The sequence below is a fragment of the Amycolatopsis sp. NPDC054798 genome, assembly GCF_053611505.1.
The window spans coordinates 24,782-46,132 of record NZ_JBSHAM010000064.1; the positions used below are offsets into that span (position 1 = coordinate 24,782).

The following is a 21,351-nucleotide window of genomic DNA, read 5'->3' on the forward strand; positions in this document are numbered from 1 at the left end:
CAGGGCGATAACTGGGCTCAGGTATCGGTGTTTGAGCGATACTCACGACGTTGGTTTCGCTCCGGGGCGTCGTTCGACGTGCGCGACGGGCAGATCAATGCGCCTCGCCCCGCTGAACAGCGGATAGGCTGACGGAGTGCTGAAAGGCTTGCTCGTCGACTACGCCGGAGTGCTCACCGACCCGGACGCCGCGCTGCTCTACGACTACCTCCGCGACGTCCGCGCCAACGGCACCCGCACCGCGCTCGTGTCGAACGCGCCGGGGGCCGCGCCCGGAGTGAAAACCGAGCTGTCGCACTACTTCGACGCGCTGGTCTTCTCCGGCGAGGTCGGGGTGGCCAAGCCGGATCGCGAGATCTACCTCGTCGCGGCTGAGCGGATCGGGCTGGCCGCTCCCCGGTGTGTGTTCGTGGACGACGCCGAGCGGAACGTGCGCGGGGCTGTCGCCGCGGGCATGGTCGGCGTGCACCACCGCACCGTCGCCGGCACCCTCGACGAACTGGCGGCGTTGTTCAGCTGACCCCGCGCCGCACGAGTTCGAACGACAGGACCGCGGCCGCGGCGGAGACGTTCAGCGACTCGACGTCGCCGGGCATCGGGATCGACAGCCACTCCGTGACCAGTTCGGCGACCGCCTCGCCGACGCCTTCGGTTTCGCCGCCCAGCACGAACGCGGAACGCTGCGGCAGTTCGACGTCGAACACCGACGTCGGCGCGGAGGCTCCCAGGGCGTACAGGCTGTAACCGGCTTCCACCAGCATTTCCGCCGCCTCGCGTGCCGACCCGCAACGCAGCACCGGTGCCCGGAAGGCAACGCCCGCCGAGGATTTCACCACCATCGGATCCAGCGCGGCGACGCCTCGGCGCGGCACGATCACGCCGGAAAGCCCGGCGGCTGTCGCGGTGCGCAGGATCATCCCGACGTTGGCCGGCGTGGTGATGCCGTCGAGGAGCAGCAGCCGCGCGGGAGGGCGGCGGTCGTCCAGGGCGGCGGCGAGGGCGCGCATCCGCGGCGCGACGACGTCGGCCAGTACGCCCTGGTCCTGTTTTCCGTTGCCCGCCAGCACTTTCACCCGGTGCGCACTCGCGCGCTGCACGGGCACCCCGGCGGCTTTCGCGGCGCGCTGGATCTCCGCGGCGGCGGGGCCGCGCGCGGTGTCGGCGAGGATCACCTTGTCCACGCGCAGGTCCGGATCGCCCAGCGCCTCCAGCACGGGCTTGCGCCCGTAAACGGTCAGGAAGCGGTCTTTCGGCGAACCCGCCAGCTCATCACCCACACCGGCCAGTCTCGCATTGTGTAAGGATCGGCTCATGCCCGACCGCCTGTCCGCGCTGGACGCCTCGTTCCTGTACGTCGAGGACCAGACGACGCCGATGCACGTCGGGGGCGTGGCGATCTTCGAGCGGCCGTCGTCCGGATTCACCTACGAGCAGGTGCTCGACCTCGTCGGCGCGAGGCTGGCGTTCCTGCCCCGCTACCGCCAGCGCGTGCTCGCCGTGCCGGGGCATCTCGCGCGCCCGGTGTGGGTGGACGACGTCGACTTCGACCTCAACTACCACGTCCGCCGCTCCGCGCTGCCCCAGCCGGGCAGCGACGACCAGCTGTTCGACCTGGTCGCGCGGCTGATGTCGCGGCGGCTCGCGCCGGAACGGCCGTTGTGGGAGACGTATTTCGTCGAGGGGCTGGCCGGCGACCGGGTCGCCATGGTGACGAAAACGCACCAGTCCGTTGTGGACGGTGTCGGCACGATCGACCTCGGCCAGCTGATCCTCGACGAGACCCCGGAACCGCCCGAGCCGTTCGAGGATCTGTGGACGCCGCGGCACGAGCCGAGCCGGGCGCAGCTGGTCCTCGACGCGGTGAGCGAGACCGTGCAACGGCCCGGTGAACTGATCGAAAACGTCCGCTCGATCGCCGGCGACGCGGTGACCACGGTGAGCAAGGCCGTCGAGACGCTCGGTGGCGTCGCGGCGACGATCACCCGGCCCGCACCGCCCGGGCCGTTGAACGTGCGGGTGTCCGGCGGCCGGGTGTTCTCGGTCGTGCGCACCCGGCTGGAGGATTTCCGCAAGATCCGCGCGGACCACGGCGGAACGGTCAACGACGTCATCCTGGCTGCGATCACCGGCGCGCTGCGGGAATGGCTGCTGTCGCGCGGCGAGAACCTCACGCCGACCGAGACCGTGCGCGCGCTCGTGCCGATGGCGGTCACCGACGCCGAAACCGCCGAGTTCGCCACGCCCGCGCTGGTCGGCAACGAGGTCGCGGCGTATCTGATCGACCTGCCGGTCGGCGAGCCGAGCGCGGTGCTGCGGCTGCAGCACATCGGCCACGCGATGGCCGAGCACCTGAATTCGGGAAGATCCGTGGCCGCGCGCGGGTTGCTGAAGGTGAGCGGGTTCGCGCCGGCGACGCTGCATTCGCTCGGCGCGCGGGCGGGCGGATCGCTGTCCGGGCGGATTTTCAACCTGATGATCACGAATTCGCCGGGGCCGCAGGTGCCGGTGTACGCCGGAGAGGCGAGACTGGTGGAGATGTTCCCCGTGATGCCGCTGATGCGCACGCAGGCGCTGGCGATCGGGGTCACCTCCTACCACGGCGGTGTCTACTTCGGACTCAACGGCGACCGAAAGGCCGCGTTCGACGTCGGGCTGCTCGGCGGGATGATCGAAGAAGCACTGGAAGAGCTGAAGGGTGCGCACTGGTGAGGGTTTATCTGCCCGCGACGATCGCGATGCTGCGAGACCTGGAGGCAGGCGGCGAATTCCGTGCTCGCAGCGGCACCGGGTTCGCGCTGACGCCCGCGCTGCGCGAGGCGTACGCGAGCGGTTCCGACGAGGAACTGGAATACGCGGCTTTGCTGGACGCGGCCCGTGCTTCGCTGCGCCTGATCGCCGCTGAGGAAAAGGCCGAACCGCGCCGGGCGGTGGTCTCGGTGGACGTCGACGACGCGACCCTGCGCCCGGACCTGGACGCGGCCGTCGTGCGCCTCGCCGGGCCGGTGCCGAAGTCCCAGATCGCGGCGATCCACGTGGACACCGCCGAGGCGGAGGAGGCGGTGGCCGCCGCGGCGGCGGTGATCGACGCGGCGGACCTCGGCGACGAGGACGCCGAGTTCACCCTCGGCGACGCCGAGGACCACGAGCTGGCCTGGTACGCGCTGCAGGAACTGCCTTTCCTGCTGGATCTGCTCTAGCGGTCCGTGAAGGACTCCTTGAGGGAATTAGATTCCCTCAAGGAGTCCTTCACGGCACGTCAGCCGCCGGTGAGGGTGCCGATGTCGGCCGGGGCGGGGGCGTCGATCGTGACCGGGGAGTTCCAGTCCGTGTAGCGCGCCTTGACCGTGGCGACGCCGGTTTGCCCGGTGGCCTGCATGACCGGCGTCAGGTCCAGGACCAGCTGCATCGGCCGGTGCTGGGCGTCCAGCCAGAGGTCGAACGGGACCGTCTTGCCGCGGTCGCCGAGGCGGGTCAGCGCTTCGGCGGGCAGGCCGCCGGGCAGTTCGGAACCGAGTTTCGCCAGGTCGACGGTCAGGTGGTAGTGCTCGGCCGCGGCACCGTCGAGGGTGGTTTCCTCGCTTGAGGCCACTGTCCCCGCCGTGCGGACCTGCGCCAGGGTGCGCGCCGGGTCGTTCTGCTCGGCCAGTTGCGCCAGGCTGCCGCCCAGCACCTGCGAGAGCGGGTCGGTGCCGTCCGGAGACACCTTCACCCACGCCTTGTGGTCGCTGACCTGGTCCCGCGCGCTTTCCGGGACCTTCGCGTACAGAGTCTTGCCGACCAGGCGCAGTTCGAGCGGCTCTCCGACGTAGTCCGTCGTCATCGACAGCGCCGTTCCGGAAGGGTCGAATTTCGCCTGACCCTTCCCGTGGGACACGAAGGTGCCGGTCGTCACGTCCGCGGTGAACTTAGCGGTGTGCCCGGCGACGGTCGCGGCCGAGGCGGCGTCCGCGAGCGCGCGGGCGTCGGTGAAGCGCTGGGATTCCGGGGCGCTGGAACAGCCCGCCGAGGCGATCGCCAGCAGCGCGGCGGCACCCGCCACGGCCGTCCTGCGCATCCGAAAACCCTCTCTGACCGGCCGAAAGTGTTTCCAGCCAAGCACAGCGGGCGAGGCCGACCCGTTCGGGGGAACGCGTGCTACCGGCAGTAGCGCACAAAAAACGGGCCCCGAGCCGGAGTGGCTCGGGGCCCGCGAAAAGCAGCGGGGATCAGCGCCCCATCTTCTTCATCATCTCGCCGAAGTCGGTGACCTGGTCGGCGGGCGGCGCGGCCACGTCGACCGGCTTGCCCCAGTCGCTGTACTTGACGGTGATCTTGCCGCCGGCCGCGGCCGCGGCACCCGAGCCGGTCGACGCGCCGAGCTGCTTCATCATCTCCGACTGGTCCATCGTGACCTGCACCGGAAGCTGGTCCTTGTCGATCCAGATCTCGGCGGGGATCTTGATGTTCTTGCCCTCGAGCATCTTCTTCATCTGGGTCTGCACCTCGGCGGGCATGCCCTTGGCGTAGGTCTCCATGGACTTGCTGACGTCCAGCTCCACCTTGTAGTGGTTGACCTTCTCGCCGTTCAGTTCGACCTGGTCGGCCCCGGTGATCTGGCCGGCCTTCGAGACCTGGTCGAGGATCTGGGTCGGGTCGCTCTGCTGGGTCGACTGCGACATCGTCTTGCTGAACGACTGCGACAGCGGGTCGGTGGCGTCCGGCGAGATCTTCAGCCACGGCTTGTCGGAGCCGAACTGCTTGGCCTGCGAGGCCGGGACCTTCATGTAGAGGGTCTTGTCCACGTAGCGCATCTCGGTGGCGCCCTGCGGGCTGTCCATCGTCATGGTCATGGCGGAGTTCTCGCCGTCGAAGCGCATCGAGCCCTCGGCCTTGCCCTGGCCGGCCATGTCCATCGACATCTTCGCCGACTTGGCCTTCTCGGTGCCCTGCTTGGCCGCGTCGGCCAGCTTCAGCGCGTCGCTGAACGGCGAGGCGAGGCCGGAGCCGCCGTCCTTGGCCTGCCCGGCCGGGGCGGCGGTGCCGTTCTCGGCGCTCGAACCGCAGCCGGTCAGCACCAGTGCCAGCGCCGCACCGGCGGCGACGGCGAACGTCGTGGTCTTGCGCATGCTTCTCCCCCTAGGAAGGAATCGGTCTTTCACCCGCGTTGTCGCCGGTCGACCGTGCGGTCGCGGCAGTGCGTTCCGGCGCGCGGGCCACTGGCGGGGTGACTCCGCGAGGTTGCTTCTGTGACGCCGTTCGGAGGGAAAAGGTTCCCTCCGCCGGACAGATTTTCTTCCGGTTCGTCCCCCGTCGCCTGCCTATCGCCGGCGACCGCGCGAGGTTACCGTTTCCAGGTCACGATTCGGTGCGAATTTCCGCGCCGCCCGCCCGCGACACCAGCAGCCTGCGCAGCGACGCCAGCCGCTCCGCCCCGGCGTTCCCGTCGGCGACCACGTCGTCCAGCGCGCAGTCCGGGTCCTCGGGCGGGCCGAGGTGGCCGCAGTTCGGCGGGCACTCCTCGGCGGCCTCGGCGAACTCCTCGAAGGCGTCGACGATGTCGTCCGCGGTCACGTGCGCGAGGCCGAACGACCGGACGCCGGGGGTGTCGACCACCCAGCCCCCGCCCGCCAGCGGCAACGCCACCGCGGCCACCGAGGTGTGCCGCCCCTTGCCGACCGAGCTGACGTCGCCGGTCGCCAGTTCGGCGGCGGGCACCAGCCGGTTGACCAATGTCGATTTGCCGACTCCGGAGTGCCCGACGAGGGCGGTGATCCGGCCGCCGAGGCGTTCGCGCAGGCCCTCGGGTTCCTCGTCGTGCCGGGTGACGATGGCCGGGACGTCCAGGCCCGCGTAGCCGGCGAGCAGCGAATCCGGGCTGGCGAGGTCGGCTTTCGTCAGGCACAGCACGGGTTCCAGGCCGCCCGCGTAGCACGCGACGAGGCAGCGGTCGATGAATCCGGGGCGGGGAAGGGGGTCGGCCAGCGAGGTGACGATCAGCAGCTGCGCGGCGTTCGCGACGACCACGCGCTCGTACGGGTCGGTGTCGTCGGCGGTGCGGCGCAGCACGCTGGTGCGCTCGTCGACGCGGACGATGCGGGCCAGCGTGTCCGGCCGTCCGGAGACGTCGCCGACCAGCGCGACGATGTCTCCGACGACCACCGAGACCCGGCCCATTTCGCGCGCCCGCATGGCCATCACGACGCGGCCGGGATCGGCGTCCACCGCGCACGTCCAGCGCCCGCGGTCCTTGCCGATCACCATCGCGGTGACCGCGTCGGCGTGCTCGGGCCTGCGCTTGCTGCGGGGCCTGGTGCCCTTGCCGGGACGCACCCGCACGTCGGATTCGTCCAGCCGCTTCCAGTCGCCTCGCCCCAAGCCGTCCACGTCCTCCCGGTCGCCCTTTGCCTGGTCGAATGATCCCATGCCGGTCGCGCCGGGCCCGGTTTGCGTGCGACGATGGCCGTTGAGGCACTCCGAGGAGGTTGGCATGTGCGGCCGTTACGCCGCGACGAAAGACCCGGCGAAGCTGGTCGAGGAGTTCGCCGCGGTCGACCTGACCGAGGGCCGGGCGCGAGTGGACCACAACGTCGCGCCGACCAAGAACGTCGTGACGGTGGTGCAGCGGCATCCCCGTGACGCCGAGGGCCTTGTCCTCGAAGACGAGCCCGCGGAGCGCTCGCTGCGGATCATGCGGTGGGGGCTGGTTCCGTTCTGGGCCAAGGATCCTTCGGCCGGTTCGCGGATGATCAACACCCGCGCGGAGACCGCGAAGGAAAAGCCCGCGTTCAAGCGCGCGCTGGCCTCGCGGCGCTGCCTGGTCCCGGCCGACGGCTGGTTCGAGTGGCGGCGCACGGGCAAGGAGAAGGAGCCGTTCTACATGACGGATCCCTCCGGGAAATCGCTCGCGTTCGGCGGAATCTGGGAAAGCTGGCGGCCGAAGGACGACGCGGACGCCGAACCGCTGATCACCTTCTCGATCCTGACGACGGACGCCGCCGGCCAGCTGACCGACGTCCACCACCGGATGCCGCTGATCGTGCCGCGCGACCACTGGGCGGGCTGGCTCGACCCGGACCGGTCCGAAGTGGACGAACTGATGACGCCGACGCCGCCCTCGATCGTCGAATCGCTGGAGCTGCGGCCGGTGTCGACCCTGGTGAACAACGTCCGCAACAACGGCCCGGAGCTGGTGAAGCGGGCGGAAACCGAGCAGTCCGTCGACGCGCTGTTCGACGTGCCATGACCAAGCTCGAGATCGACACCGAACACGGGCTCGCGCGGGTCGAACTGCATTGCGCCCCCGACGGCGACGCGGTGCTGATGCTCGGCCACGGGGCGGGCGGCGGGATCGGAGCGAAGGATCTCGTGGCGGTCGCCCAGGCGGCGAAGGCGGCCGGGATGCACGTGGCGCTGGTGGAACAGCCGTATCGGGTGGCTGGCCGCCGGGCTCCGGCTCCGGCCAAACAGCTGGACACCGCGTGGCTGACGGTGGCGGACGAGGTTTCCGCCCGGTTCGACGACCTGCCGCTGGTGTTCGGCGGCCGTTCTTCCGGCGCCAGGGTGGCGTGCCGGACGGCTTCGGACGGGCAAGCGGTCGCGGTGCTGTGCTTGGCTTTTCCGGAACATCCGCCGGGGAAACCGGAGAAGTCCCGGCAGGCCGAGCTGGACGCGGTCGAGGTGCCCGCACTGGTGATCCAGGGGGAGCGGGATCCGTTCGGGCAGCCTTCGGCCGCGCCGCATCACGAGGTGGTCGTGGTGGCGGGCGACCATACGCTGGCGAGTGATCTGGACGCGGTGGCCCGGGCTGCGGCGGAGTGGCTGGGGCGGGTTGTCCGGCCGCATTTGTGACGCGGCTGGGTGGTCTTGTTGCCCGTGACGAGCGGCCTGGGGCGGCCTGCGGCTGGGTGGTCTCGTCGTCCGCGAGGAGCGCCCGGGGGAGGCCTGCGGTGGGGTGGTTTCGTCGTCCGCGACGAGTGCCCCAGGAAGCCGCGACGAGTGCCCCGGGAGGCTCGCGACGAGCTGCCCCGGGGGCCTGCGCGGAGTGGTCTTGTCGCCCGTGATGAGTACCCGGGGGGAGGCCTGCGGTGGAGTGGGCTCGTCGTCCGTGACGAGCGCCCCGGGAGGCCCGCGACGAGCGCTCTTGGACGGCCTGCGGCTGGGTGGTCTCGCCGTCCGCGACGAGCTTCCCGGGAAGCCCGCGACGAGCGCCCCTGTCCCGCGGCGGCACGGAGCTGGCTGTGGATAGCTCGAACGGACCTTTCCCCTGCTCAGCCCCAGTTCCCCGGAGTTATCCACAGCTTTGCTGGCCTGTGGGCAACTGGCGCTGAGACAGGTCTCCGGCCGGGAGCGCCGGATACGCTCGTCGTGGGCGTCCCAGCATTAGGTCTTCAAGAGCCAGTCTTCGGAAATGCGCATGATCGCGGTCGCGTCCGGGCGGTAAGCCTGCCAGCCGGGGTCGCCGCTCGTGACGTAGGAGACCCAGGCCGCGTGGGTGCGGGCGGCCAGTGCGGAATCCGGTCGTCCCTCGCCGAGCAAGCCGGACCGGCCGTAGAGGTCCGGCAGTGCGGCGTGGTCGAACACGAACGGCAGCTCGGTGCAGTGACACGCCCCCAGCGGGTGGTCCGGGCCGGGCGGGGGCCACGCGAACTCGTAGACGTGGGTGGGGTTCCCGGCTCCGCTGTGCGCGTCCGCGAGGAGCCGGTTGCTTGCCGTGTACGCCTCGGTCATCAAGCGCGCGGCCAGTTCGGCGGGGGACGAGCCGGGGTGCTGCGTCCGTGCGCGGGCGATGGCCGCGTCGGGGTCCGGGAACCGGCGGGCCGCCGCGGCGTGCAGCTGGGTGTCGTCGACGTTCGCGGTGTACAGCTTCGCCTCGTCGGCGTTGGTGCCGATCAGGAGACCGACCGGCGCCGCGCGCCCGGACGCGGGTTGGTCCGGCAGCGTTTCCTCGTCCAGTACTGGTTTGTACGGGCTGTTGCCCAGTGACGTATCGCGGAATCCGGCGATCGCCGCCGGGGGCATCGCGGCCGGTGCGGTGACCAGCCGCTCGTCGTCCAGTTCGCTCAGCGCGGCCGCGGTGGGAGCCACCCCGAGCGCGTCGGCCGTCGCTCGCGTGATCAGCTCGGCCTTCTCCACGGGGAAAGCGCATTCGCCGCTGCCACTCTGGCTGATCGCTCGGCGGAACAAGCCTTCGGCACCCGGGGCGACGAGCAGCGCGGCGACAAGCATGGCCCCGGCGGACTGTCCGGCCACGGTGACGTTGCCTGGGTCGCCGCCGAACGCCGCGATGTTTTCGGCCACCCAGCGCAGAGCCGCGAGCGCGTCGAGCAGGCCACGGTTGGCCGGGGCGTCAGGCAGCCGCAACCATCCGGCGACACCCAGGCGGTACTGCACTGTCACCAGGACGACGCCGTCGCGGGCGAAGGTGTCGCCGTCGTAGAGCTCGGCTTGCCCGGTGCCCGCGGTGAACCCGCCGCCGTGGAAGAAGACCAGCACCGGCTGGCCCGCGGTGGCCGGGTCGGGCGTGCTGACGGTGACAGACAGGTAGTCCGCGCCGGGAATCCAGCCGGAACCCAGCACTGGCCGCAGGTCGGTGCCGCCGAAATCGCGCCGCGCGGCCGGTGCGGTCGGGCCGGGCCGGGTGGCGTCGCGCACGCCATCCCAACGCGGCACCGGGGCGGGCGCGCGGAACCTCGCCGCGCCGGACATCGGTGCGGCGTAAGGGATCGCGCGAAACGTGTGCACCCCGTTCCGCACAACGCCCCGGACTCGTCCGGCGGTGGTGGAAACCACGGTCATGCTGCCGACCTCCATCGCTTCACGGCAAACGTCGACCCATCCCGGACGATCTCGACGGCCGGTCCCGCTCCGACGTGCGCGGGGAAAAGCAGGGCGCGGTCCTCGGCGGCCTGGCCGAGCAACCGGTGCCGGGTTTCCGCGGCCCGGACCGGGTCTTCGCAGAAGCAGCTGCTGAGGCCGGGCTCGGCGAACTGCAGCGGGTGGTGCAGCAGATCGCCGACGAACAGCGCCCGGTCGGAGCCGGAACGCACGGTCAGCACGCACGATCCGGGGGTATGCCCGGGCGCCGGTTCGAGCCGGAGATCGCCGTCGATCTCGTAGCTGCCCTCCCACAACCGCGCCTGTCCACTGTGGACCACCGGGGCGACGCTGTCGGCGAAGACGTTTTCGTTGATGTGGGCCAGTTTCGGCTGGTGCGAGCCAGCCGGGTCCCAGTAGTCGTGATCGGCGCGCGGCAGCAAGTAGGTCGCGTTCGGGAACGTCGGGCGCCACTCGCCGTTGTCGAGGCGGGTGTTCCAGCCGACGTGATCGGCGTGCAGGTGCGTGTTCACGACGAGGTCGACGTCCTCGGGTGCGACGCCCACCGCGGCCAGCCGGTCGAGAAACCCGGTGCGCAGCTGGTGGAATGCCGGGGTGCCGGGCCGGTCCTTGCCGTCGCCAGCACCGGTGTCGACCAGGATCGTGGCGCCCCCGCTGCGCAGCACCCACGTCTGCACGCAGGTGCGCAGAAGTCCGGACTCGCGGTCCCAGGAGTCCGGCGGAAACCCGGATTCGTGCGCTCGCCACGTGTCTTGCGCGAGGCCGGGGAACATCGCTTCGGGCGGGCGGGTGGTTCCTTCGTACTCGACGACGCGGGTCGCGGTCACCGAGCCCAAGACGATCGTGTCGGTCATGCGGTCACTTTCTCCGTCCGGGACAAGCTCGACACCTCTGTTTGGCCTGTTTCCTGCACTAGATTTCCATGAAGTGCCGCATCCAGGCAATCAGGAGTGATATTCGCCTGATTCAGTCAGGATCTGGCTTGGGTAGGCTGCGCTGCACGAACCCGAAGGAGGGCACCCGGTGGCCGACGACGGCGTACTGGACGACATCGACCTCGACCTGGTCGCCGCGCTGCAGCACGCGCCCCGCGCGCCCTTCGACGTGCTGGCCCGCGTCCTGGACAGCTCTGCGCGCACGGTCGGGCGGCGCTACGGCCGGATGCTGGAAGACGGCCTGCTCCGCGTCATCTGCGAGGTCGACTGGTCGCTGCTCGCCGAGGCCCCGCCAGTGCACGTGTGGATCGGCGCCGAGCCCGGCCGGACGCGCGGGGTGGCGGAGGCGCTGGTGCGGCGCGACGACACCACACACGTCGCGCTCGCGGCGGGCCGCGGAGAGGTTTACGCCGTGGTCCACGGGATGACCCGCGCCGCGACCGCGCACGCGCTGGTCGACGAGATCCCCGCCGTCGCGGGCATCCGCTCGGTGCGCGCGGAGTGGGCGTTGCGCCGGCTCACCAGCTCCGCGGCCTGGCGGTTGCGGCGGCTGACCCGAGAACAGGAGGAGATGCTCGCCGCGCACGCCGGGACGGCGGGGGAAGAACCCGGGGCGGAACTCGGCCCGCTGGAACGCGAAGTCGCGGCGGTCCTGCGCGACGACGCGCGGACGCCGTACTCGGACGTCGCTCGCGTGCTCGACATCTCCGAGTCCCGGGCCCGCCGCGTCGCGACCGCGATGTTCGGTTCCGGGCTGCTGCGTCCTCGCGTCGAGATCGAGCCGGGAAAGCTCGGCTACCGGGTCGAGGCCGTCCTCGGAATTTCCTGTCCGCCGACCGCGACGACCCGGCTCGGCGCCGCGATCGCGGCGCACCCGACCACTCGGTTCCTCGCGCTCACCTCGGCGTCGTCCACCTTCGTCTACGACGGCGTCTTCCGCGGCGAAGACGAGCTGGCCGATTTCGTCAGCGGCGGTTTTCCCGGCAGCGACGACATCACTGCTGTCGAGTGCACCCTGCAGCTGGAGGTCCTGAAACGCTACTGGCGCGCGCCGGCCGCCTGACTGAAGGCCGTGCCAAGGTGGATCCCATGACTGCCAACGATTACGACACTTTCGGCGAGGCCTACGCGATCGAAACCGAACACAGTCTCATCAACGCCTACTACACGCGCCCCGCGATTCTGGACCTCGCCGGAGACGTAACGGGCAGACGGATTCTCGACGCGGGCTGCGGTGCCGGGCCGTTGTTCGCCTCGCTGAGGGACCGCGGCGCGAAAATGAGCGGCTTCGATTTCAGCGCCACCATGGTCGAGCTGGCCCGGAAACGGCTCGGCGAAGACGCGGATCTCCAGGTCGCCGACCTCAGCCGGCCGCTTCCCTACGACGACCAGGCATTCGACGACGTCATCGTGGCGTTGGTGCTCCACTACCTGGAGGACTGGAACGCCCCGCTGGCCGAGCTGCGGCGGATCATCCGGCCCGGCGGCAGACTGATCCTGGCGGTCAACCACCCGCACATCTACAAATTCGTCCGCCCCGAAGGCAATTACTTCGCCGTCGAACGATGGTCCGAGGAATACACCTTCAACGGCCAAAAAGGCGTGCTCGCGTACTGGCACCGCCCGCTGCACGCGATGACCGACGCCTTCACCGAGGCCGGTTTCCGTACCTCAGTGATCAGCGAGCCGTATCCGGCGGAGGGCGCCCGGGAGAAGTTCCCCGAGGAGTTCGGGGACAAGGAAGCCTTCCTCTGCTTCCTGTTCTTCGTCCTCGAAGTACCCGAAGTACCCGAAGCCGCTTAACTCGCCGCGATCCCGGCCACCACCGCGCCGGTCAGCCGGACCAGTTCGGCCGGGTCCAGTTCCACCTCGAGACCGCGTCGGCCGCCGGAGCAGAACATCGTCGGGTAATTCAAAGCCGTGTTGTCCAGCACCACGGGCAGGCGGCTCCGGTGGCCGAGCGGCGAGATCCCGCCGAGCACGTACCCGGTGGCCCGCTGGGCAGCGGCCGGATCGGCCATTTTCGCCTTCTTGCCGCCCGCCGCCGCGGCGAGCGCTTTCAGGTCCAGCTGGCCGGTGACCGGCACCACGCCGACGACCAGTTTCCCGTCCACGTCCGCGACCAGCGTTTTGAACACCCGCCCCGGCTCCAGGCCCAGCGCTTCCACCGCTTCCAGGCCGAACGACTCCGCCCGCGGGTCGTGGTCGTAGGTGTGCACGGTGTGCGGCACGTTCTGCTTCTGCAGCAGCGCCGTCGCCGGAGTGCCCTTGCCCGCCATGCGGGCGAGTCTACGAAACCAGCCGGGAATGCCTCGTCGGCACGTTCCGTTACAGACAGCGTGACCACCACGCTCGCCACTCCCCGCCCCGGCAGGAGCCGTCCCGGGACCGGCTTCCCGAACCCCCGCGTAAACTCGGTGCTGCCGTATGCGCAGACGCGCATCGACGCCGAACGGGAAGGGAACGGTTTGCCGAGCACCCCCAACTCCGCGCCGGAGACGGCGGCCGACGAACTGGAGCTCGCCGAGCGCTTCGAGCGCGACGCGATGCCCCTGCTCGACCAGCTATACGCGGCCGCGATGCGGATGACCCGCAACCCGTCCGACGCCGAGGACCTGGTCCAGGAGACCTACCTGAAGGCGTACGCGGCGTTCGCGTCCTTCAAGGCAGGTACGAACCTGAAGGCGTGGATGTACCGCATCCTCACCAACACCTACATCAACGGCTACCGCAAACGCCAGCGGCAGCCGGTGCAGCAGCCCACGGACGAGATCAGCGACTGGCAGATCGCCCGGGCGGAAAGCCACACCTCGAGCGGCCTTCGCTCGGCCGAGGTCGAGGCGATGGACAATCTCCCGGACACCGATGTCAAGGCGGCCTTGCAGAAGCTGCCCGAGGAGTTCCGGCTCGCGGTCTACCTCGCCGACGTCGAGGGCTTCGCGTACAAGGAGATCGCCGAGATCATGGACACTCCGATCGGCACCGTGATGTCCAGGCTGCACCGCGGCCGCGCCCAGCTGCGCGACCTGCTGGCCGACGTCGCGCAAGAGCGCGGCTTCATCCGGGGGAACCGCGAGGAGGTGGCGAAACGATGAGCTCGGAAGACGTGCCCGCGGAGAAGATGCCCTGCGAGGACGCGCTCGCGGAGATCTACCTGCTGCTGGACCGCGAATGCAGTCCAGAGCGCGACGCGGAACTGCGCAGGCACATCGAGGACTGCCCGCCGTGCCTCGAGGAATACGGCATCGACGAGCAGCTCAAGCACCTGCTGGCCCGCAAATGCGGCGGCGACCTCGCCCCGGCGGAGCTGAAGAGCAGGCTGCGCGCCTCCATCCGGCAGACCGTCGCCACGCAGGGCGGCGTCACCGTGGAACGCACCGAGATCACCGTGGAACAGCGCACCACCAGCGACTGACCGCTCCACGCCGGACATGAGAAGGCCCCCGTACCGAATCGGTGCGGGGGCCTTCTCAGGTCCGGGCGCGGACTCAGGCGTTGGGCTTCTTGCCGTGGTTGGCGCCGTTCTTCTTGCGGTCGCGACGCTTGCGGGCGCGCTTCGACATGTTTTCTCCTCGGGTGTCCGCTGAATGTCCCGGGGCGGGGTTCGACACACCGACCGGGAACGGGTCAACCGTTCCAGTGTGTCATGCGGCCCCCGCGCTCCTCGGCGGCACCCGCGCCTACGCTCTGGTTGGATGAACTCAGGAGGTGCGCAGGCATGAACGAACACACCGCATCCGAGGGCGGCCGGTAGCCGTGTCGACCCTCTCCGACCTGCTCGCCGAGAACACCGGCCTCCCCGGCGAAGCGGCCGACCACCTGCAGACCGTCGTCGCGGAGTGGCAGCTGCTGGCCGACCTGTCGTTCGCCGACTTCCTGCTCTGGGTCCCGGTCTCCGCGGAGCACCAGCCCGACGGCGGCGATTTCGTGTGCGTCGCGCACGCCCGGCCGACCACCGCGCCCACCGCGCATCCCGAGGACGTCGTCGGCACCCGGTTCACCGTGGAAGAACATCCGCAGCTGGCCAAGGCCATGCGCGAGGTGAAGATCTGCCGCGAGGAGGACCCGCACTGGTACCGCGACCTGCCGATGCGCCGCGAAGCGGTGCCGGTGAGCTTCGGCGGCGAGGTGATCGCCGTGCTGAGCCGCGAGACCAACCTCGCCGCGCCGCGCGTGCCGAGCCCGCTGGAGATCGCGTACCTGGGCAGCGCGGGCGACCTGTGCCAGATGATCGTCGACGGCACCTTCCCGCCCGCCGGCGGCAACCAGACCGACACGCACACCAGCCCGCGCGTCGGCGACGGTCTCGTCCGGCTCGACCAGGCCGGCACCGTCGTGTTCGCCAGCCCCAACGGCCTGTCCGCCTACCACCGGATGGGCCACGAATCGGATCTCGTCGGACAGCGGCTGGCCCCGCTCACCCGGTCGCTGATCCGCGACCCGTTCGACGCCACCGAGGTGTCGCACCGCATCATCGAGGCCCTCGACGGCAAGCCGTCCACCCGCACCGAGGCCGATTCGAAGCGTGGTGCCGTCGTCCTGTTCCGTGCCCTGCCGTTGCGCCCGGCCGGGCAGCCCGCGGGCGCGTTGGTGCTGGTCCGCGACGTCACCGAGGTCAAACGCCGCGATCGCGCGCTGATGTCGAAGGACGCCACGATCCGCGAGATCCACCATCGAGTGAAGAACAACCTGCAGACCGTCGCCGCGCTGCTGCGGCTGCAGTCGCGGCGCACCACGAGCGAGGAGGCCCGGCTGGCGCTGGGCGAATCGGTGCGGCGGGTGTCGTCGATCGCGATGGTGCACGAGGCGCTGTCGATCTCCGTCGACGAGCGCGTGGACCTGGACAAGCTGCTCGACAACGTGCTGCCGATGGTCGGCGAGGTCGCGACCGCGGAATCGCAGGTCGGGCTCACCCGCAAGGGGTCGTTCGGCGTGGTCGTGGCCGAGATCGCGACGCCGCTGGTGATGGTGCTGGCCGAACTCGTGCAGAACGCGATCGAGCACGCCTTCCCGCAGGGACGGCCGGGCAAGGTCGAGCTGATCGTGGAGCGGTCGGCGCGCTGGCTGGACATCCTGATCCGCGACAACGGCCGGGGCCTGCCGTCCGGGTTCTCGCTGGAGCGCAGCGACGGGCTGGGGTTGCAGATCGTGCGGACGCTGGTCGAATCGGAGCTGCGCGGGTCGCTTTCGCTGCGCCAGGTCCGCACCGACGAGGAGGGCAACCGGGTGCCGGGCACCGAGGCGGCGCTGCGGATCCCGCTGTCGCGGCGGCTCTAGAAAACCCGGCGACAGCCTGGGCGCGCCGGATTACTGTCCGGCGCATGCCTGACCTCACGTGGCGGCCCCTCGCGAAGGCGGACGCCCAGTCCTCGGCCGACCTGCTCAACGCCATCGAAACGGTCGACCGGATCGGCGAGAACTACACCGCGGAAGACACGCTCCAGGAGCTGATCGACCCGTTCTCCGACCTCGAACGCGCGAGTCTCGCGGCGTTCGACGGCGACCGGATGGTCGGCTACATGAAGGCCCGGTACAAGCAGTACCCCGAGAAGATCCATCGGGTCTTCCTCGACGGCGGCGTCCATCCGGACTATCGCCGCCGCGGAATCGGCACCACGCTGGTGAAAGCGGGGATCGCCGGAGCGAAAGCGGTGCACGAACTGCACCACCCGAAGCTGAAGCTCGCCGTCGACATCCACAAGGCCGAGCACATCGCCGGGACGAAAGAACTCTTTGGCGCGCAAGGCTTTTCGCCCGCACGCTACTTCCAGTACCTGGAGCATCCGCTCGGGACCGCCGGGGAGGCGGCGATCCCGGACGGATTCCGGATCGAACAGTGGACGCGGGACCTCGACGAGGATTTCCGGCTCGTCCGCAACGAGTCCTTTCAGGACCAATGGGGTGCGACCCCGCTGGCCGCGAACGCGTGGCAGAACAAGTTCTCCAACCACACGCTCCAGCCCGAGGTCAGTTTCCTGCTGCGGGACAAGGCATCCGGCACTCCGGTGAGTATCGTGCTGACCCTGTCCTGGGTGGCCGACACCGAGACGACCGGAATTCGCGACGCGCACTTCATGGTGATCGGCACGGTTCCCGGCTACCGGAACCGCGGGCTCGCCAGCGCTGTCGTCGGGCACGCGCTACGGGCCGCGGCCGAACACGGCTACGACCAAGCCAGCCTGTCCGTCGATTCGGCGAACGCGTCCGGAGCGCCCGGGATTTTCGAGCGCGCCGGATTCACGCCCAAGGCGCGTTATGTGCGCTGGGCGTACGAAGTCTGAGGTTGTCCACATCGGACCCCGGACGCGTTGAAGGGCCGGTACCAGTAGAGCGTGGTGGTACCGGCCCGTTCAACGTTCCGCGGGAGGACGTGGATAGTCCTGGGCGAGGCGGCACCCGGATGCGGGGTGGCCGACCTCGGTTGTTACGCTCGAACCGGGTATATGTCGCCATGTGCGGCACGGGCACGCGAATGCCCGCCGGGCGAAAGTCCGGTCCGAGGTGGTGCTTGCGATTCTGGGTGCTGCAGCTGAGTCGAAAAGACTCAGGCGGTGGTACGCGTGCCGATGTGCGTACGGCGGCGCTTGAGCGCGCGTCGCTCGTCTTCGCTCATTCCGCCCCAGACGCCGGCGTCCTGGCCGCTGGCCAAAGCCCAGGCCAGGCAGTCGGAAGCTGCGGGGCAGCGGTGGCACACGGCCTTCGCCTCGGAGACCTGCAACAGAGCTGGACCGCTGGTTCCCACCGGGAAGAACAGCTCGGGGTCCTCGTCTCGGCAGGCCGCGTCGTGGCGCCAGTCCATGTTCGTGAGCTCCTTCACAGTGACGCGGGAGGGCCGCGCCACAGTAGTGGCGGTCGTGTTTTTGGGTGCTTGTGAATGCTTTCACGAAGCACCGCGTTCGACAAGGGTTTCGACAAGATCGGTGAGTCAGCTCACCCGGCCGAGCTATGCCTCTGACCTGCGGTTTCGTTCTGAAAAGCTCCGCTCGCCGGAAGGCCGGTGCGGTGAACGGAGGGTTTGCGTCGCCGAGCGGCAGAACGCACTTTGCCGCGGACGATCAGTGGTCACTCGGCTATCCGACTACGGTGAGTGCATCCGGGACGCTCTGAAACTCGACCCGCGTGCGTTGTCCGACGAGGTCCCCGTCGACCTGGAAGTTGACCGGTTCAGCTGCGTCGATGCGGATCAGAGGCACATCGTCGCGGCGGAGCAGACGGCGGCCGTGCTGATCGCTCTCCGTGAGCAGAGCTTGCCGTACATGCGTGAACACGGTGGGCAATCGCAGACCGTTCAACGCGAACAGGCCCAATCCGGTCTCGAACGAGCAGCCCGAGTTGAGATGGACCGGACGTTCCCCGAGGTAGGTCCACGGATCGGTGTTCGACACGAACGCGGTCACCGCCTCGGCGGGTTCCTCGCCCGGGATCCGGACGGTCAGCGTGGGCCGGCCGAGCGGAGGGCGGAAGTAGGAGCGCACCGCGGCCCGCAAATAGAGGCTCGCGCTGGTTTGCTTGCCGCGCCGTTTCGCGACGCGGCCGACGACGTCGGCGTCCCAGCCGAGCCCCGCGTTGAAGGTGAACCAGTGCCCGTCGGCCAGCCCGAGGCCGATCCGCCGGGTCCGTTCGGTTTCCAGCGCGGTGAGCAGTTGGTGGGTCGCCTCGACCGGATCGGCGGGCAGGCCGACCGCGCGGGCGAACACGTTGGCCGAACCGCCCGGCACGACGCCGAGCATCGGGACGGACCTGGCTCGTCCGGGAGCGCCCGCGGAATCCGCGAGCAGGCCGTTGACGACCTCGTTGACCGTGCCGTCGCCGCCGTGCGCCACCACCAGGTCGAAGCCGTCGCGGGCCGCCGAACGGGCCACCGCGAGCGCGTGCCCGCGGTAGTCGGTTTCGACGACGTCGAGCTTCACCTGGCTGGCCAGCGCGTGCGCCAGCACGTCCCGGCCACCCGCGGTGGTCGAGGTGGCCTGGGGGTTCACGACGAGGATGGCGCGCACTACCGCAGAGTAAGTGCTTTTCGCCCGGCGGGCGTACCTCCAGCGCCACATGGTGACGCGAAGCTCAGCCGCTTGCGCACGCCGTCCCGGCTCGGTGACCTGTGGCAACCCTGTGGCGGGCGGTCCTCCTCTGCAGACGGCGAAAACTCCGCGCGTCGTGACAAGTGCACCCGGGCCGACCGCCCGCTCATCCACGACAACTCCGATTTTCTCTTCGGCCGCCGCCGCGGGAAAACGGCCGACCGGGTGGCATACGATCGGTAGTGCTCACGCACGGTGACTCGCGCTGGTCGGGTGGCTGTGTCCCGGCAAAGACGTCCCGCCAAGACGTTTCGCACAGTCCCGCACCGCAGCTGAAAGGGGCCGCGCCCGTGTCGCATCCCGAGAACCCGCCGCCCACCCCGTCCGAGGTCCGCCTCGCCGGCGTCCTGACCGGACTGCCTGGGCTGGGCCTGCTGGTCTTCGGCGTGGTGCTGCTGGTGCACGGGCTGCGGACCCCGCCGATCCCTGGCAACAACGTGTGGGCCGAATTCGGCACCTACGCGGTGCTCGCGCTGATCTTCCTCGCCGCTTCGGTCGGCCTGGTGCTCGGACAGACGTGGGCGCGTTCGCCCGGCGTCGTCGTGGCGCTGATGCTGATCGGCGTCGGCTGGTACCTGCTCGGGCCGTCCGGGCAGCCGCTGTGGGGCGTGCCGATCGGACTGTGCGGGCTGGCGGCCCTGGTGCTGCTGTTCCGCCGCCCGTCGCGGGCGTGGGCGCTCGGGATGCACGACGACGAGACCGAGGAAGAGGCGGCCGAGCGCGGGGGCCTGGCGGGGCGGCGCGCCGAGCGGGAGCGCAACGAGCGCGACTGAGGGCTTTTCCCGCCGGCCGAGCCGCGCATAGCGCACCACGGCCGCCGGGCGGCAGTGACATCACGTCACAGCGGGCAGGTGACGCGACGGCACTGTCCGCCACACCCCTCAGCCGATGGAATCGGGACTGCGCAACCGAATTCCGAAGAGGGGAATCCCATGAGGAGACTACGTCTCGTCGTGACCAGCTCAGCGGTCCTGTGCGGACTGCTCGCAGGAGCGGCGCCAGCTGTGGCGAGTCCCGAGGCCGCCCAGGCCCCGGCCCGCTACACCGGCCAGGCGCTGGACTGGCACGCCTGCGCGACGGGCGAGCTGGCCGACCTGCCACCGGGCACCGACATCACGGGGCTCGAATGCGCCTCGTATCGCACGCCCCGCGACTGGGACCGGCCAGCCGACGGGCAGGACCTGACCATCGCGATCAGCAGGCTCAAGGCCACCGGCCCGGCCACGGCGTCAGTGCTCACCAACCCAGGCGGACCCGGCGGTCCGGGCCGCTGGTTCCCGGTCCTGCTGCGCGGCCAGGCGAAACTGCGCGCGCACCAGGAAATCATCGGCATCGACACCCGCGGCACCGGCCGCAGCACCAACGTCACCTGCGGCGGGGCGGCCAGTACCGGCGCCGACCTCGACCCGCGCGACCGCGATCCGCGCAATCTGAACCAGATCGTCGACTCGACCCGGTACATCGCGACGGCCTGCCATCGGGCCGCGGGCGAGCTGGGGTCGCTGATCAGCACCTTCCAGAACGTCCGGGACCTGGACCTGCTGCGGACGCTGCTCGGCCGGGACCGGATCAACTGGATCGGGTATTCGGCGGGCACCTGGCTCGGCGCGCACTACGCCCAGCAGTTCCCGCAGCACACCGGCCGGTTCGTGCTGGACTCCTCGACCCAGTTCACCGGCACCTGGCAGCAGTCGTTCGACCTGCAGCCGCTGGGCTACGAACGCCGCTGGCGGCAGGATTTCCTGCCGTGGCTGGCTCGCTACGACGCGAAGTTCCACTTCGGCACCAGTGGTGAGGCGGCCCGGCAGACCTACGAGAGCGTCCGGTACGCGCTGACCCGCGAGCCGGTCGAGGTGAACGGCACGAAGATCGGGGCGGTCGCACTGGACTCCTTCCTCGTCGGCGCACTCAAGGCCAAGAGCCAGTTCCCGACGATCGCCGCGACGCTGGTCCGGGTCAAAACGCTGACCGACGCGCGGGTTTCGGCACAGGTCAAGGACGACGCCCGAGCAGCACTCGGCAAGACGTTGTCGGAGGCGAAGAAAGCCGGTCCGATGGGCGTAGCGGTTCAGGCGGGTGCGGATGACGCGATGGTGTCGACGTTGATTACGACCCTGTGCAATGACGGGCCATGGAAGGGCGACCGGCAGTCGCTGATCCGCCGGTCGCAGGAATACCTCGACCGGGGCGTGACCCTGCACAGCTCGTTGTGGATGGGGCTTCAGGTCTGTGCCTTCTGGCCGGGCCAGCCGCGGCCGATGCCGGTGCTGAACGGCAAGGGCGTGCCGCCGGTGGTGATCGTCCAGTCCGAGCACGATCCGGCCACGCCGATCGAGGGCGCCCGGAAGGCGCACGCCGCGTTCCAGAACTCGCGGTTGCTGACTGTCGCGGGGGAAGGCGACCACGGGATTTACGGGATCGGCGGGAACAAGGCGGTGGACAAGGTCGTCGACGAGTATCTGGTGGACGGGGTGGTGCCGCGCGACCAGAGTCTGCCGGGGCTGCCGTTGCCTAAGCCGTAAGGG

The 21,351-nt window shown here is 70.0% G+C and carries 23 protein-coding genes; 13 read left to right on the forward strand and 10 right to left on the reverse strand.

Features of this window, described 5'->3' with window-relative positions:
- The first annotated feature begins 136 nt into the window (after positions 1 to 136).
- Complete coding sequence (locus tag ACWGIC_RS31585) at positions 137 to 520, forward strand: HAD-IA family hydrolase (RefSeq protein ID WP_452079548.1); 384 nt, start codon at positions 137 to 139, stop codon at positions 518 to 520.
- Here ACWGIC_RS31585 and ACWGIC_RS31590 read toward each other — a convergent pair.
- Complete coding sequence (locus tag ACWGIC_RS31590; RefSeq protein WP_452079549.1) at positions 513 to 1,277, reverse strand: TrmH family RNA methyltransferase; 765 nt, start codon at positions 1,275 to 1,277, stop codon at positions 513 to 515. The two genes, ACWGIC_RS31585 and ACWGIC_RS31590, sit on opposite strands and share 8 nt — an antisense overlap.
- Positions 1,278 to 1,311: 34 nt before the next feature.
- Here ACWGIC_RS31590 and ACWGIC_RS31595 point away from each other — a divergent pair, with 34 nt between their 5' ends.
- Both ACWGIC_RS31595 and ACWGIC_RS31600 read left to right on the forward strand, forming a co-directional pair.
- The gene (locus tag ACWGIC_RS31595) at positions 1,312 to 2,709 is read left to right on the forward strand and encodes a WS/DGAT/MGAT family O-acyltransferase (protein ID WP_452079550.1); all 1,398 of its coding nucleotides are present in this window, start codon (positions 1,312 to 1,314) and stop codon (positions 2,707 to 2,709) included.
- On the forward strand, positions 2,706 to 3,197 hold the full coding sequence (locus ACWGIC_RS31600) for a DUF6912 family protein (RefSeq protein WP_452079551.1): 492 nt from the start codon (positions 2,706 to 2,708) through the stop codon (positions 3,195 to 3,197). The genes ACWGIC_RS31595 and ACWGIC_RS31600 overlap by 4 nt, the downstream gene beginning before the upstream one ends.
- Positions 3,198 to 3,256: 59 nt before the next feature.
- Here ACWGIC_RS31600 and ACWGIC_RS31605 read toward each other — a convergent pair whose 3' ends face one another.
- The 3 genes from ACWGIC_RS31605 to rsgA all read right to left on the reverse strand — a co-directional run bounded on the left by ACWGIC_RS31605 (position 3,257) and on the right by rsgA (position 6,402).
- Entirely contained in the window at positions 3,257 to 4,054 is a 798-nt protein-coding gene (locus tag ACWGIC_RS31605; protein WP_452079552.1) for a hypothetical protein, read from the reverse strand.
- Between the two features lie 151 nt (positions 4,055 to 4,205).
- The gene (locus ACWGIC_RS31610) at positions 4,206 to 5,105 is read right to left on the reverse strand and encodes a hypothetical protein (protein WP_452079553.1); all 900 of its coding nucleotides are present in this window, start codon (positions 5,103 to 5,105) and stop codon (positions 4,206 to 4,208) included.
- A gap of 229 nt (positions 5,106 to 5,334) precedes the next feature.
- Entirely contained in the window at positions 5,335 to 6,402 is a 1,068-nt protein-coding gene (gene rsgA / locus ACWGIC_RS31615; protein WP_452079554.1) for a ribosome small subunit-dependent GTPase A, read from the reverse strand.
- A 64-nt stretch (positions 6,403 to 6,466) separates the two neighbouring features.
- On the opposite strand from rsgA, the gene ACWGIC_RS31620 reads away from it, so the two are divergent.
- Both ACWGIC_RS31620 and ACWGIC_RS31625 read left to right on the forward strand, forming a co-directional pair.
- The gene (locus ACWGIC_RS31620) at positions 6,467 to 7,222 is read left to right on the forward strand and encodes an SOS response-associated peptidase (RefSeq protein WP_452079555.1); all 756 of its coding nucleotides are present in this window, start codon (positions 6,467 to 6,469) and stop codon (positions 7,220 to 7,222) included.
- On the forward strand, positions 7,219 to 7,827 hold the full coding sequence (locus ACWGIC_RS31625) for an alpha/beta hydrolase family protein (RefSeq protein ID WP_452079556.1): 609 nt from the start codon (positions 7,219 to 7,221) through the stop codon (positions 7,825 to 7,827). The genes ACWGIC_RS31620 and ACWGIC_RS31625 overlap by 4 nt, the downstream gene beginning before the upstream one ends.
- 531 nt (positions 7,828 to 8,358) lie before the next feature.
- Here the strand turns inward: ACWGIC_RS31625 and ACWGIC_RS31630 are convergent.
- Both ACWGIC_RS31630 and ACWGIC_RS31635 read right to left on the reverse strand, forming a co-directional pair.
- Entirely contained in the window at positions 8,359 to 9,774 is a 1,416-nt protein-coding gene (locus tag ACWGIC_RS31630) for a carboxylesterase/lipase family protein (RefSeq protein WP_452079557.1), read from the reverse strand.
- Complete coding sequence (locus ACWGIC_RS31635; protein WP_452079558.1) at positions 9,771 to 10,667, reverse strand: MBL fold metallo-hydrolase; 897 nt, start codon at positions 10,665 to 10,667, stop codon at positions 9,771 to 9,773. The genes ACWGIC_RS31630 and ACWGIC_RS31635 overlap by 4 nt, the downstream gene beginning before the upstream one ends.
- A gap of 169 nt (positions 10,668 to 10,836) precedes the next feature.
- Between ACWGIC_RS31635 and ACWGIC_RS31640 the strand changes: the two genes are divergently transcribed.
- On the forward strand, positions 10,837 to 11,811 hold the full coding sequence (locus tag ACWGIC_RS31640) for an Lrp/AsnC family transcriptional regulator (protein WP_452079559.1): 975 nt from the start codon (positions 10,837 to 10,839) through the stop codon (positions 11,809 to 11,811).
- 26 nt (positions 11,812 to 11,837) lie between these two features.
- Positions 11,838 to 12,551, forward strand: a complete 714-nt coding sequence (locus tag ACWGIC_RS31645; protein ID WP_452079560.1) for a class I SAM-dependent methyltransferase — start codon at positions 11,838 to 11,840, stop codon at positions 12,549 to 12,551.
- On the opposite strand, the gene ybaK is transcribed toward ACWGIC_RS31645, so the two are convergent.
- The gene (gene ybaK / locus ACWGIC_RS31650; RefSeq protein ID WP_452079561.1) at positions 12,548 to 13,027 is read right to left on the reverse strand and encodes a Cys-tRNA(Pro) deacylase; all 480 of its coding nucleotides are present in this window, start codon (positions 13,025 to 13,027) and stop codon (positions 12,548 to 12,550) included. The two genes, ACWGIC_RS31645 and ybaK, sit on opposite strands and share 4 nt — an antisense overlap.
- Positions 13,028 to 13,216: 189 nt before the next feature.
- On the opposite strand from ybaK, the gene ACWGIC_RS31655 reads away from it, so the two are divergent.
- A complete protein-coding gene (locus ACWGIC_RS31655) occupies positions 13,217 to 13,843 on the forward strand; it encodes a sigma-70 family RNA polymerase sigma factor (protein WP_451997833.1) in 627 nt (208 codons plus the stop codon).
- Positions 13,840 to 14,163, forward strand: coding sequence for a mycothiol system anti-sigma-R factor (gene rsrA / locus ACWGIC_RS31660; protein ID WP_406638071.1), 324 nt, complete (start codon positions 13,840 to 13,842; stop codon positions 14,161 to 14,163). Before ACWGIC_RS31655 ends, rsrA begins: the two co-directional genes overlap by 4 nt.
- Positions 14,164 to 14,236: 73 nt before the next feature.
- Here the strand turns inward: rsrA and ACWGIC_RS31665 are convergent, their stop codons facing one another.
- Positions 14,237 to 14,311, reverse strand: coding sequence for a 50S ribosomal protein bL37 (locus ACWGIC_RS31665; protein WP_098515123.1), 75 nt, complete (start codon positions 14,309 to 14,311; stop codon positions 14,237 to 14,239).
- A gap of 193 nt (positions 14,312 to 14,504) precedes the next feature.
- On the opposite strand from ACWGIC_RS31665, the gene ACWGIC_RS31670 reads away from it, so the two are divergent.
- Both ACWGIC_RS31670 and ACWGIC_RS31675 read left to right on the forward strand, forming a co-directional pair.
- Complete coding sequence (locus ACWGIC_RS31670; RefSeq protein ID WP_452079562.1) at positions 14,505 to 16,025, forward strand: sensor histidine kinase; 1,521 nt, start codon at positions 14,505 to 14,507, stop codon at positions 16,023 to 16,025.
- Between the two features lie 44 nt (positions 16,026 to 16,069).
- Positions 16,070 to 17,029, forward strand: coding sequence for a GNAT family N-acetyltransferase (locus ACWGIC_RS31675; protein ID WP_452079563.1), 960 nt, complete (start codon positions 16,070 to 16,072; stop codon positions 17,027 to 17,029).
- 263 nt (positions 17,030 to 17,292) lie between these two features.
- Here the strand turns inward: ACWGIC_RS31675 and ACWGIC_RS31680 are convergent, their stop codons facing one another.
- Together ACWGIC_RS31680 and ACWGIC_RS31685 are read right to left on the reverse strand one after the other, a co-directional pair.
- Positions 17,293 to 17,547, reverse strand: a complete 255-nt coding sequence (locus ACWGIC_RS31680) for a WhiB family transcriptional regulator (RefSeq protein ID WP_009082948.1) — start codon at positions 17,545 to 17,547, stop codon at positions 17,293 to 17,295.
- Between the two features lie 271 nt (positions 17,548 to 17,818).
- Positions 17,819 to 18,745 (reverse strand): diacylglycerol/lipid kinase family protein, encoded by a 927-nt coding sequence (locus ACWGIC_RS31685; RefSeq protein ID WP_452079564.1) that lies wholly within the window; start codon positions 18,743 to 18,745, stop codon positions 17,819 to 17,821.
- A 371-nt stretch (positions 18,746 to 19,116) separates the two neighbouring features.
- On the opposite strand from ACWGIC_RS31685, the gene ACWGIC_RS31690 reads away from it, so the two are divergent.
- Both ACWGIC_RS31690 and ACWGIC_RS31695 read left to right on the forward strand, forming a co-directional pair.
- Positions 19,117 to 19,599 (forward strand): hypothetical protein, encoded by a 483-nt coding sequence (locus ACWGIC_RS31690; RefSeq protein ID WP_452079565.1) that lies wholly within the window; start codon positions 19,117 to 19,119, stop codon positions 19,597 to 19,599.
- A gap of 159 nt (positions 19,600 to 19,758) precedes the next feature.
- The gene (locus tag ACWGIC_RS31695) at positions 19,759 to 21,348 is read left to right on the forward strand and encodes an alpha/beta hydrolase (protein ID WP_452079566.1); all 1,590 of its coding nucleotides are present in this window, start codon (positions 19,759 to 19,761) and stop codon (positions 21,346 to 21,348) included.
- Positions 21,349 to 21,351 lie beyond the last annotated feature (3 nt).